Origin of the sequence: Mesorhizobium sp. M0052, assembly GCF_040323255.1 — a bacterium.
GTDB lineage: Bacteria > Pseudomonadota > Alphaproteobacteria > Rhizobiales > Rhizobiaceae > Mesorhizobium.
Genome location: NZ_JAMYUS010000037.1, coordinates 25,885 through 37,145, shown reverse-complemented (window position 1 = coordinate 37,145; position 11,261 = coordinate 25,885). Strand labels below are relative to the sequence as shown.

General features: G+C 63.4%; 14 protein-coding genes and 1 pseudogene. 11 read left to right on the top strand and 4 right to left on the bottom strand.

The features are described 5' to 3' along the window. Both NKJ77_RS30905 and NKJ77_RS30900 read left to right on the top strand, forming a co-directional pair. Nucleotides 1-479, top strand: a pseudogene (locus tag NKJ77_RS30905) (hypothetical protein); the annotation flags it as partial. Continuing rightward, nucleotides 439-690: a transposase gene (locus tag NKJ77_RS30900; protein ID WP_031195598.1), complete on the top strand. Its 252-nt coding sequence runs from the start codon at nt 439-441 to the stop codon at nt 688-690. The pseudogene NKJ77_RS30905 and the gene NKJ77_RS30900, both read left to right, overlap by 41 nt. Before the next feature lie 981 nt (nt 691-1,671). Here NKJ77_RS30900 and NKJ77_RS30895 read toward each other — a convergent pair. Beyond that, nucleotides 1,672-2,736 (bottom strand): TraB/GumN family protein, encoded by a 1,065-nt coding sequence (locus NKJ77_RS30895; protein ID WP_023706732.1) that lies wholly within the window; start codon nt 2,734-2,736, stop codon nt 1,672-1,674. A gap of 73 nt (nt 2,737-2,809) precedes the next feature. Then, nucleotides 2,810-3,748, bottom strand: a complete 939-nt coding sequence (locus tag NKJ77_RS30890) for a tyrosine recombinase XerC (protein ID WP_352536276.1) — start codon at nt 3,746-3,748, stop codon at nt 2,810-2,812. 118 nt (nt 3,749-3,866) lie between these two features. Between NKJ77_RS30890 and rimM the strand changes: the two genes are divergently transcribed. After that, the gene (gene rimM, locus NKJ77_RS30885) at nt 3,867-4,466 is read left to right on the top strand and encodes a ribosome maturation factor RimM (protein ID WP_352536275.1); all 600 of its coding nucleotides are present in this window, start codon (nt 3,867-3,869) and stop codon (nt 4,464-4,466) included. Further along, a complete protein-coding gene (trmD, locus tag NKJ77_RS30880) occupies nt 4,463-5,179 on the top strand; it encodes a tRNA (guanosine(37)-N1)-methyltransferase TrmD (protein ID WP_352536274.1) in 717 nt (238 codons plus the stop codon). The genes rimM and trmD overlap by 4 nt, the downstream gene beginning before the upstream one ends. Here trmD and NKJ77_RS30875 read toward each other — a convergent pair. Then, entirely contained in the window at nt 5,176-5,508 is a 333-nt protein-coding gene (locus tag NKJ77_RS30875) for a hypothetical protein (RefSeq protein ID WP_352536273.1), read from the bottom strand. The genes trmD and NKJ77_RS30875 overlap by 4 nt on opposite strands. A 45-nt stretch (nt 5,509-5,553) precedes the next feature. Next, on the bottom strand, nt 5,554-6,306 hold the full coding sequence (locus NKJ77_RS30870) for a sulfite exporter TauE/SafE family protein (protein WP_352536272.1): 753 nt from the start codon (nt 6,304-6,306) through the stop codon (nt 5,554-5,556). A gap of 326 nt (nt 6,307-6,632) precedes the next feature. On the opposite strand from NKJ77_RS30870, the gene rplS reads away from it, so the two are divergent. The 7 genes from rplS (at nt 6,633) to NKJ77_RS30835 (ending at nt 11,257) form a co-directional block, all read left to right on the top strand. Then, nucleotides 6,633-7,193 (top strand): 50S ribosomal protein L19, encoded by a 561-nt coding sequence (gene rplS / locus NKJ77_RS30865; RefSeq protein ID WP_023670525.1) that lies wholly within the window; start codon nt 6,633-6,635, stop codon nt 7,191-7,193. Between the two features lie 154 nt (nt 7,194-7,347). After that, nucleotides 7,348-7,776 carry an organic hydroperoxide resistance protein gene (locus NKJ77_RS30860; protein ID WP_352536271.1) on the top strand — a complete coding sequence of 143 codons (429 nt, stop codon included), beginning with the start codon at nt 7,348-7,350 and terminating at the stop codon, nt 7,774-7,776. Beyond that, nucleotides 7,773-8,270 carry a MarR family winged helix-turn-helix transcriptional regulator gene (locus tag NKJ77_RS30855; protein WP_023683877.1) on the top strand — a complete coding sequence of 166 codons (498 nt, stop codon included), beginning with the start codon at nt 7,773-7,775 and terminating at the stop codon, nt 8,268-8,270. The genes NKJ77_RS30860 and NKJ77_RS30855 overlap by 4 nt, the downstream gene beginning before the upstream one ends. Before the next feature lie 237 nt (nt 8,271-8,507). After that, nucleotides 8,508-9,308, top strand: a complete 801-nt coding sequence (locus NKJ77_RS30850) for a transporter substrate-binding domain-containing protein (RefSeq protein WP_023726051.1) — start codon at nt 8,508-8,510, stop codon at nt 9,306-9,308. A 242-nt stretch (nt 9,309-9,550) separates the two neighbouring features. Continuing rightward, a complete protein-coding gene (locus NKJ77_RS30845; RefSeq protein ID WP_023683878.1) occupies nt 9,551-10,357 on the top strand; it encodes an amino acid ABC transporter permease in 807 nt (268 codons plus the stop codon). A gap of 58 nt (nt 10,358-10,415) precedes the next feature. Beyond that, nucleotides 10,416-11,051, top strand: a complete 636-nt coding sequence (locus NKJ77_RS30840) for a class I SAM-dependent DNA methyltransferase (protein WP_023815323.1) — start codon at nt 10,416-10,418, stop codon at nt 11,049-11,051. Then, entirely contained in the window at nt 11,048-11,257 is a 210-nt protein-coding gene (locus NKJ77_RS30835; RefSeq protein WP_196813720.1) for a hypothetical protein, read from the top strand. Before NKJ77_RS30840 ends, NKJ77_RS30835 begins: the two co-directional genes overlap by 4 nt. Nucleotides 11,258-11,261: the final 4 nt, after the last annotated feature.

Sequence of the window (11,261 nt, the reverse complement as noted above, 5' to 3'; positions counted from 1 at the left end):
AGAACAATGGTCCTTGGCGCATGCACTGCGCCTTCGAGCTTGAGCGCGAGCAGTTCGACTTCCTCGAGATCACCGACCAGAGCGAGGCCGAGCTGATCGACCGCGTGCCGGTGGTGCCGGGCGAGATCCGCATCGGTGACCGCGCCTATCTGCAGGCCGAGCGGATCGCCAAGGTGATGGCGCAAGGCGGCGATGTTGTTGTGCGCGCGTCGTGGAAAAACGCGCGATGGCTCGACGCCAACGGCAGGGCGTTCGATCTCATCGGCTACCTGGCGAACTGCCGGGAGGAAGTCTGCGAAACGCCTGCCCGGCTGGCACTCAAGAAGGGCGAGCCTGTCAATATGCGCCTGATCGCCTTGCGCAAATCCGAGGCCGCGGCACAAGAAGCGCGGCGCAAAATCAGCCAGGGCCAAGGGCAACAAGGTTCAACCGCAGACGCTGATTGCGGCCGGCTTCGTCCTGCTTGTGACCTCGCTTGACCGGGAGGAGTTTCCCGCCGATACGGTCCTCAAGCTCTACCGCATGCGCTGGCGCATCGAACTCGCCTTCAAGCGCCTGAAGAGCCTGATCGGGCTGCGCTCTCCTCCCGCCAAGGACCCAAGGATCGCAAGGCCTTGGATCCTTGCACACTTCCTCATCGCGCTTGTGACCGAACCCCTCTCGCAGGAATTGGGTGTCTCTCCCCCTTGAGCGACGGGCGCCCGCTGCTGTGGCGCGCCACCCGCCAGATCGTCGCCTCTCTGATCGCGACCATCTTTACTCAACCTTCCTTGGCGGCCCTGCGTCAAAATCTCCATGCCTTGCGATATCGCTGGCGTGAGCCACCGCGAAAGCGCAAATTTCAGTCCATGCCAAAGCTATCTTAGCGCCTATGCCCACTTTGGGGGGAGATTGGACTTCACCGCCGCGTCGCGAGCTTTCAAGTTTCTCACGTTTCTAACCTGGCGCTGTTCGTGAGACAGCCGATCTCCCCCTTGAGGAGAGATGTCCGGCAGCACAGAGGGGCGGTGAAGAATCGCGACGCTCGCGACAGGGGCCCCAAACAAAACGGCCCGCTTTTCAGCGGGCCGTTCTTGGCTGGAACAAGATGCCAGATCAGTTGGCCAGATTACGGGCTCGGCGCCGGAGCGGGCGCGGGTGCCGGGGCTGGCGCAGGAGCCGGTGCGGGCGCAGGGGCTGGTGCGGGAGCCGGTTCGGCGGGCTTCATCGGCTCAGCCGGTGCAGGTGCGGGCGCCGGTGTGCTGGCTGCCGGCGGCTCTGCGGGCGCAGGATGTTCGCCGCTTCTGCCGAAAACATAGTACGCGACAATCGCAAGGATGACGACGACCAGCGCAATCAGCCAGCCGCTGCCACCACCCGACCTGGGCGCTGGATCGTTAGGGTTCGCCATAAAAGTGTCCTCCGTGGATGAAAAGCATCAATCAACACCCCTCAACGCGCAACCGTTGAACGGGTTCATACTAGGCCTTCAAATTGACGAACGCAGAAAAATTCTGATTCGCAACCGCTTGTTGGCCTGTATTTCCCCCGCAAAATCAATCACGAACGAGGTAGAACGAGCTTAGCTGGCCTTTTCCGCCAAAAATAGGGCCAACCGCCTCCGCTTTGCGAATCAGTTGCGCACCGCACAGAGCCGGGCTTACGTGATTCGGTATTCAAGACGGGCGCTGCTCAGTCGACGGCGGTGACGGTATAGCCGGCCTTGCGAAAATCCTCGACCAGGCCTTCGGGGCCGGGAAGATGCATGGCGCCGACGGCCATGAAGGCATTGCCCTTGGCCAGGATCGGTGCGGCATGGTCGGCCATGACCTTGTTGCGGCCGGTGATCATCGTCCGGTCGAATTCGGCGTAACCTGCGTCGTCGTCTTCGTCGGGCGAGATCGAACGCAACAGCGGCCAGAAGGTGCCGGTGTCGCCGCGCTGGTAAAGCACGATCATGGTTTCGTTGATGTCGTTTATCTTGTCGCCGAGCTTCAGGGTCTCGACCAGCCCTTTGATGTGGAACGCAATCGGCAGCGAGGCCATGGCGTGCAGCTGGCTGGCAGCGGTCTCCAACCCTTCCACCGGCTTCCCCAAGGCCTTGGCGTCCTGCGCCAGCTTGACGTCCAGAACCGGTGCGCCGCCTGCCTGACGGGCGACCTCACAGACCGGCAGCGCGACCATGGCCGAAAGCAGCCACGGCTTCATCTTGGAGACGCTCGCCGGCGGAATGCCGCGCGCATCGAGCCCTTTGTTCACCACCGCCGCATCCTCCGGCGACAACAGCGACGACAACGTCGTGTTGTCGGTGAACATCATCAGCTCGGGTTCCTTGAGCATGGCCTCCATCATCTTCTGCTTGTCGAGCACGTCGGTGGTCTCGATGATGATGGTGCCGGCAGCGTCATAGGCTTTCCTGGCTGCCGGCGGCAGAGTGGTCACGCGCGGGTCGGTCATGTGCATGGTGCCGAACAGGAAGGACGGCTTTTCGCCTGATTTCTCCAACTTCCACAACAGGCCCTTGCCGTTCAGCGTCGCTGCTGCTTCCGTCTCGATCCTGGCATAGGCGGCGGGGTCTTCCTTCTGCAGGGCCGATAGCAGATCGGCGCCGGCGCAGGCCGGGGCTTCGGCATGCGCCTTGCCCATGGCAAGCAGCAACGCGACGAGAAAAGACAGGAAAAACAGGGCGTTGAGCGCGACGAGCAGCTTCAGCGACACAAGGGCCGCGCGGTCGGCGATGGCAAGGGCGCGTTTCATGGTGCGGTTCTAGGACTGAAAAGCGGCGAAACGGTTAACCGGCGTGGGGAAATTGTCTTGGACTTATACAGTGTCACGCGCGGGGATGGGCAGATTCGTAGATCTCGAGCAGCCTTGCCGTGTCGACGCCGGTATAGACCTGCGTCGTCGACAAGCTGGCGTGGCCGAGCAGTTCCTGGATGGTGCGCAGGTCACCGCCGCGCCCGAGCAGATGGGTGGCGAAGGAATGGCGCAACGCGTGCGGCGTCGCGGTGTCGGGCAGGTTCAGCGCCGAGCGCAGCCTGGCCATGTCGCGCTGGACGATGGCCGGGTTGAGCGGCCCGCCCCGGGCGCCGCGAAACAGCAGGCCCTTGGGATCGAGATGGTAGGGACACAGTTTTCGGTATTCGGCGATTGCCCTGAGCGCCACCGGCAGCACCGGCACCAGCCGTGTCTTGCCACCCTTGCCGGTGACGCGCAGCACGGTGTCGGCTTCCGATGCCAGGTCGGCGGCGCTGAGGCCCAGCGCTTCGGAAATGCGCAGGCCCGATCCATAAAGCAGCGTCAGCACGGTGGCGTTGCGGGCGGCGATCCAGGGCTCTTCAGCCAGCTGGCCTTCCACCGACACGACATGTTTGGCATCGCTGGCGGTCAGCGGCTTGGGCAGCGATTTCGGCTGGCGCGGCGCGCGCAACGCAGCGGCACCGGCGGCATTGGCGAGACCGCGCCGTTCGAGGAAGCGCAGCAGCGAGCGGATGCCGGCGAGGCCGCGTCCGAGCGTGCGGGCGCCGGCGCCGGCGTTGCGCCGCGCGGCAAGAAAGCCGCGCAGATCGGCCGGGCGCAGAGTGGCGATGTCGGAAAGACCAGGCGAGCCGCCGCAATGCCCTGTGAGGAAATGCAGGAACTGGCGCGTGTCGCGCTCATAGGCTTCGACGGTCGCCGGCGCCAGCCGGCGCTCGCGCGCCAGCATCTTCAGCCAGCTTTCGCGCGCTGCCTGGAGGTCGGGTTTTGCCGGGATGAGAAATTCCTGCATGCCGCCATTGTCAGGCAGCCGGGTTAGGAAGCGGTGAAGAACCTGTCATTGAAATGGCCACGGGCGATCATTGAAATGACGCCGGTAGGGCGTTAGAGCAGGGCAAAGGATATCAGCCATGTCGAAGCCCCAGAACCCCGTGCAAATGGCCGTGATCGGCGCCGCCCACGGCATCAAGGGCGAATTGCGGGTGAAGACTTTCACTGGCGAGCCGATGGCGCTGGCCGATTATGGGCCGCTCTATGCCAAGGACGGCCGCGCCTTCCAGATCATCGACATCAGGCCCGCCAACACCGTCGTGGTGGTGCGCTTCAAGGGCATTGCCGACCGCAACGCCGCCGAGGCGCTGGCCGGAACCGAGCTGTTCGTCGACCGCTCGATGCTGCCCGACGATGGCGAGGAGGACGAATTCTACCACGCCGATCTCGTCGGACTTGAAGTCCGCGACGATAAGGACGCGGTCATCGGCAAGGTGGTGGCGGTGCATAATTTCGGCGGCGGCGACATTCTCGACGTTACCCTCGGCGGGCGCAAAGGCGTGCTGATCCCGTTCACCCAGGTCGCCGTGCCTCAGGTTTCGATCGCCGAAGGTTTTCTCCGCGTCGACCCGGCAGCCGCCGGCCTTGTCGATGATGAGGATGGCGACGCGCCGCGCGAAGAAGATTTCGACACGAAGGGCCGACCGCGCGGGCCGAGCGAAGCCGGAGGCAACCGGTGACGTTCAAGGCCTCGGTGCTGACGCTCTATCCCGAGATGTTTCCGGGCGGGCTAGGCCTGTCGCTGGCCGGACGGGCGCTCGAAGTCGGGACATGGTCGCTGGAAGCTATCCAGATCCGCGACTTCGCCAGCGATCGCCATCACACCGTCGACGACACGCCGGCCGGCGGTGGCGCCGGCATGGTGATGCGCGCCGATGTGCTGGCCAAGGCGATCGACCACACCTCGCCGTCCGGCGATCCGCGTCCAAAATTGCTGATGAGCCCGCGCGGCAAGCCGTTGACGCAGGCGCGGGTGCGCGAGCTGGCCGCCGGGCCGGGCGCCGTCATCGTCTGCGGCCGCTTCGAGGGTGTAGACCAGCGATTGATCGAGGCGCGTGGGCTGGAGGAAGTCTCGATCGGCGATTTCATCCTCTCCGGTGGCGAGCCGGCAGCCCTGGTGCTGCTCGATGCCGTGGTCCGGCTGTTGCCCGGTGTGATGGGCAATGCGGTATCAGGCGAGGAAGAAAGTTTTGAGAACGGTCTGCTCGAACATCCGCATTACACGCGACCGCAGGAGTTCGAAGGCAGGCCAATCCCCGACGTGCTGGTTTCCGGCAATCACAAGAAGATCGCCGCCTGGCGCCGCGCAGAGTCCGAGAGGCTGACGAAGGAGCGGCGGCCTGATTTGCTGGAGAATGGCAACGATGGCGGAAATCGCCAAAGGCCGGGCTAGCCTCTGATCTTCTCTATGAGTTTTTCCTCTTCCAAAAACTCGGCGACAACCGCAAACGCAAAACCCGACGAAGTGTCGCGTGATGTGACACCATGAATGACAGCAGCAATTTCAGGCAAATAGCCTGCGACCGGAATCTCGTCGTCTGGTTCCTCGATCTCACGGTTTCGATTGATTTTTTCAGCCTGCCTATAGATTGCGGCCATGATTTCCGGATCTGCTTTTAGCAGCTCAGAGACTTGATGAAATTCGGCATCGGTCAGAAACTCGTACTGGCGAGTACCATCGGCTAACGGATTTCTGGGAATTACGACTTTGTAGTCCGACATTTCGTTTTCTCTGGGCGAAACATGAAAACCGAATCTGTTCGTCACTCAGCCCTTGGCGAAATAATAAAACGCCAGAAACAGGCCGACGGCGATGACGAAGCCGCGCACGGCGTTCTGCGGCACGCGCTTGGCGATCCAGACACCGGCATAGCCGCCGAGCGCGCCGCCGGGGATCATGACAATCGCCTGCGGCCAGGCAACAACGCCGCCGGAAACGAAGACCAGTATGGCAACGGCGGCGATGACCACGGCCAGCATGTTCTTCAGCGCGTTCAGCCGGTGATAGTCGCCGGATTGCGTCAGGCCGAGCGTCGCCAGCATCATGACGCCCATGCCGGCGCCGAAGAAGCCGCCATAGATGGCGGTAGCGAACTGCGCCAGCGAACCGGCCAGAGAGCCGACCGTGGCTTCATGCCCAGGCTTCGGCGTTGGTTTCAGCCACGGCCCGGCGGCGAACAAGGCGGTTGCGGCCAGCAGCAGCCACGGCACGAGGGCGCGGAACGACGGATTTGAGAGCGCCAGCAGGATGAGCGCACCAGCCAGCGCGCCCAAAGCCGAGATCAGGCAAAGCAGCAGCGCGCCGCGCCAGAAATGCTTGATGTCGGTCCAGTAAGCCAGCGTCGAGGTGATGTAACCGGGAAACTGCGTTACCGAGGACGTGGCGTTGGCGACGATCGGCGGCAGGCCGGCCAGCGTCATGGCGCCGAAGGTTATGAAGGTGCCGCCGCCGGCAACCGCGTTGACGGCGCCTGACAGAAAACCCGCGAGGAAGAGCAGGACTGCGTCGAAAACAGACATTGTGAGGCCGCCGGACAAGTGTGCTGCTCCCGGATTAGGAAGCTTGAAGGGCCGGCGCAACCCTGCACTGGACGATTGCGTGGTGGCATGCGACCAAAAAAGACAGGGCCAAGGCGTGACAAGTCAGTGAAATAGCTGTATGTGCCCGCCCGTACTGGCGAGAAAAATCTCCCGGACCCGTCAACAATGACGGTGTAGTCGCCCCTGCCCAATGTTTCGAAGACAAGATGTCTCGGGGACAAAGGGCATAGCCGAGCGGTCAATGGAACTGCAAGGCGAGTGTCGGACGCTCTGACTGTCGGAAGAACAAGAAGTGGACTATTGAGATGGATATCATCCGTCAGCTCGAGGCCGAACAGGCCGCCAAGATCGAAGCCAAGCGCAAGCTTCCCGAGTTTCAGCCCGGCGACACCGTGCGCGTCCAGGTCCGCGTGACCGAAGGCACCCGCACCCGCGTCCAGGCCTATGAGGGCGTCGTCATCGCCCGCGCCGGCGCCGGCTTCCAGGAAAATTTCACCGTCCGCAAGATCTCCTACGGCGAAGGCGTCGAGCGCGTTTTCCCGGTCTACTCGCCGATGGTCGAAGGCGTCGAGATCGTGCGCCGCGGCAAGGTGCGCCGCGCCAAGCTCTATTATTTGCGCGACCGTCGCGGCAAGTCGGCCCGTATTTCGGAAAACACCGGCGTGCGCGCCCGCAAGCTGAACGATGAGGAGCGCGACGCGCTGAACGCTGAGAAGGCCCGCATCGAGGCCGAGAAGATCGCCGCCGTGCAGGCGCTGGCAGCCGAGAAGGCCGCGCAGGAAGCCGCCGAGAAGAAGGCCGCCGACGAAGCCGCCAAGGCCGCCGACGAGGCTGCAAAGGCCGCGGAAGCGACCCCGGCCGAATAAGATCTCGACCAAGGATTTTGAAAAGGCGGCTTCGGCCGCCTTTTTTCGTTTCACCAGACTGTGAACGATTGCCGGCCGAGAGTTGCGCCACGGCTGTTGACTCGAATTATCTTGTACGCTAAATGATCGTATACAAAGCAAATGGAGAACTGACATGGCACTCTACACCACACAGGCTCGCGTCACCGGCGGCCGCGCCGGCCACGGCGAGACCAGCGACGGCCTGCTGAAGGTCGACCTCGCTTTGCCGAAGGAGCTCGGCGGACAGGGTGGCGCCACCAATCCCGAGCAGCTGTTCGCGGTCGGCTATGCCGCCTGCTTCGAAAGCGCCATCCGCTTCGTCGCGCGCAAGCAGAAGCTGCCGCTGGACGATGCGGCGGTAAGCGCCACCGTCAGCCTGCTTCCCAATGGTGAAGGCTTCAAACTTGGTGTCGCACTGGCCGCGGAGACCAAAGGCCTTGATCAGGCGGGGGCGGAAGCGCTTGTATCGGCAGCGCATCAGATTTGCCCCTATTCCAATGCGATCAAAGGCAATATCGAGGTGGCGCTTTCGACCGTGGCGCTTCCGGCAAAGGCAGCATGACGACGAAGACCGAAACCAGGGCCAGCGAAGTCCCGGCGGACACCGCCGGGAGGATCGCCGTTCCGCGCCTCGACCAGCAGCTCTGCTTCGCGCTCTATTCGGCGAGCGGGCTGATGACCAAGCTCTATCGGCCGCTGCTTGACCCGCTCGGCCTGACCTATCCGCAATATTTGGCGATGCTGGCGCTGTGGCAGCATGCGCCGAGCACGGTCGGCGAACTCGGCGAGGCGCTGGGGCTGGATTCGGCGACATTGACGCCTCTGCTCAAGCGGATGGAAGCGGCTGGTCTCGTCACCCGCCGTCGCGATCCGGCCGACGAGCGCCGCGTGCTGGTCGAACCGACTGCCAAGGGCCAGGCGCTGCGCGCCCGCATCAAGGACGTATCCGCAGGCCTTGCCTGCGCCATGCCGCTGGAAGTCGAGGAGCTGAAGTCGCTGCACCGGACCTTGACCGGATTTGTCGCCAAGCTGCGTGAGGCTACGTCACCATCCTGATCCGTCATCTGACGGGTTCCCGTGTCCAGGAGGGGCCTGGTTTGCCGGCGGCGCAATCACGGAATAAATTCCGACCACGGGGCGTTCTAAAACCGCGTTGGTTGAAGGCATTGGAATCCGCTTTCACCGGACGCTGAGCACCGGACCGGCTTGCAAGCCGTCTGCGGACGGCTAAAGTCGCGCCTGGATTTTCATGCGAGCCCGGCTGCAAGCGGGCTTCTCATCCTGGAGCGTGTCATGACCAAATCGAAGCTGCTGCTGGCCGCCCTCGCGGCCTGTTTCCTCGCGCCCGTCGCTGCATGGGCGGCCGATGCGCTGCCCGATCTCGGCGGCAAGAAGGTCGTGGTGGTGACGGAAAACGCCTATCCGCCGCTGCAGTTCATCGACGCCAAGACCGGCAAGCAGATCGGCTGGGAGTATGACGCGATGGACGAAATCGCCAAGCGGCTGAACTTCGAGGTGGAGTACCAGAACACCTCCTGGGACGCGATGATCCAGGCGGTTTCCGACAACCAGTACAACATTGGCATGACCGGCATCACCATCAAGGACGACCGAAAGGAGAAGGTCGATTTCTCCGACCCCTATATGCGTTCGGAGCAGTTCATGCTGGTGCGCGCCGATGAAAGCCGCTTCACCGACGCCAAGACCTTCGCCGCCTTCAAGGACGGGTTGATCGGCGCGCAGGCCGGAACGACGCCGTTCTACACCGCCGTCTACAGCGTGCTCGACGGCAATGAGCAGAACCCGCGCATCAAGCAGTTCGAGACCTTCGGCGCTTCGGTGCAGGCACTGAAATCCGGCGACGTCGATGTCGTCCTGACCGACGGCACCGCCGGCAAAGGCTATGTCGATGCCTCCGGCGGCAAGCTCAAGCTGATCGGCGGCCCGCTCGGCACCGAGGATTTTGGCTTCATCTTCCCGAAGGGCTCGGACCTGGTGAAGCCGGTCAACGCGGCGATCGCGGCGCTGAAGGCCGACGGCACGATCGAGGCGCTGAACAAGAAGTGGTTTCTCGACTACAAGATGGGGCAGTAGGCCGTCTTGGCGCGACGGCCGCTGACCCCCCTTGCGGGGGAGATGCCCGGCAGGGCAGAGGGGGGTGTGAAGGATCGCCTCCCTTTTGTTTTGAGCTTTTCCAAAGAGGCCAAAGGTTGTGACTGTAACCGTTTGACAGGTTGGAGGGACAGCACCCCCCTCTGTCCTGCCGGACATCTCCCCCGCAAGGGGGGAGATCGGCAGATCTTGCGAGCGCAGCTGTTCACCAGCGTTGGGCATTGATGCTCGCCTCAACCTCAAAACCCGATTTTCCCTGGTGGCTTGCCGCCGCGATCGCGCTCGCCGTCGTCGCTGCGCTCTCCATTGCCGCCAGCGATCTCTACGCCCAGGTTTTTGCCACCGTCGCCAAAGGCATCGGCATCACCATTCTTGTCACCGTGGTCGCCTTCGCGCTGGCTTCCGCCGTCGGGCTCGGCATTGCGCTGATGGGGTTGTCGGGGTCGCGTTGGCTCAAGCAGATCGCTCGTTTCTATGTCGAGATCATCCGCGGCGTGCCGATCCTGGTGCTGTTGTTCTGGATCGCCTTCGCCGGCGCGCCGGCCTTCGTGGCTGCGTGGAATGCGCTGACCGCGCCGCTGCAAAACGCCGGCTATCTCGGCGAGCTTTTGGTGCGCGACGTGTCGCTGTTGTGGCGTGCGATCATGGCGCTGACCATCGGTTATTCCGCCTTCATCTCCGAGGTCTTCCGCGCCGGCATCCAGTCAGTCGAGAAAGGCCAGATCGAGGCTGCCAAGGCGCTCGGGCTGACGCGCACGCAGCGCTTCCGGCTGATCGTCTTCCCACAGGCGATCCGCACCATCCTGCCGCCGCTCGGCAATGACTTCGTCGCCATGGTCAAGGATTCCTCGCTGGTCTCGGTGCTCGGCGTCGCCGACATCACGCAGATGGGCAAGATCTACGCCGCCGGCTCGTTCCGCTTCTTCGAGACCTATTCGATCGTCGCCTATATCTATCTCATCCTCACCGTCAGCCTGTCGCTGGCGCTGCGGGGGCTGGAGCAACGACTGCGGCGGGCGCAGCAGGAATAGAAGTCCGACGCGGGCACGGCTACGATCGCGGAGGACAGGATTCCGGAGGATGCAGGCGATGACGATCGACAAGGCCAATGCGGCGCTGGGTACCGTCTATTCGGCCGACACGCCGGAAGGGCTGGCCAAGGCCTATGCAGACTGGGCCGCGACCTATGACGGCGAGACCGCTTCGCTCGGCTATCTGCTGCCGTTCCTGATCACCGCCTGGGTGGCGCGCCATGTGAAGGTGGGTGAAGGCCCGCTGCTCGACGCCGGCTGCGGCACCGGCCTGTCAGGCCCGTCATTGAAGGCGCTGGGTTATCACGACATTGCCGGCCTCGACCTCTCCGACGACATGCTGAAGATCGCCGGCAGCCGCAATGCCTATGGCGATCTGAAGCAGGCCATGCTCGGCGGGCCGCTACCCTGGCCGGACGGGCATTTCCGCGCCTTCTTCTCGACTGGCGTGTTCACCATCGGCCATGCGCCGGCGTCCGGCCTGCACGAGCTTGTCCGCATCACCAGGAAAGGCGGCCACGCCATCTTCACCGTGCGCGACCAGGTTTTCGAAAGCGGCGGCTTCCAGGACGTGTTCGACGGGCTGGAGCGGGCCGGGAAATGGCGGCCGGCCGAGCAAAGCCCATGGTTCCGCTGCTATGCGATCGCCGAGCCGGACGCGCTGGTGAAGACTTTTGTGTTCGAGGTGCTTTGAGCGCCGCCCTCTTCGCCTTCTCTCACAAGGGGAGAAGCGAAAACACGCCGCAATTGCCGAAAAGCCAAAACATTGGTATGAGCCACGCCATGGAAGAGCTTTTTGGCGATCCGGCCTATAAGGGTTTCGTGCTGCAGGACAGAAAACGCCTGCCGTCGCGTTTCTCTTCGCGCATTTCCGGCGCGCTCACCAGCCGACTTAGCTAAGCCG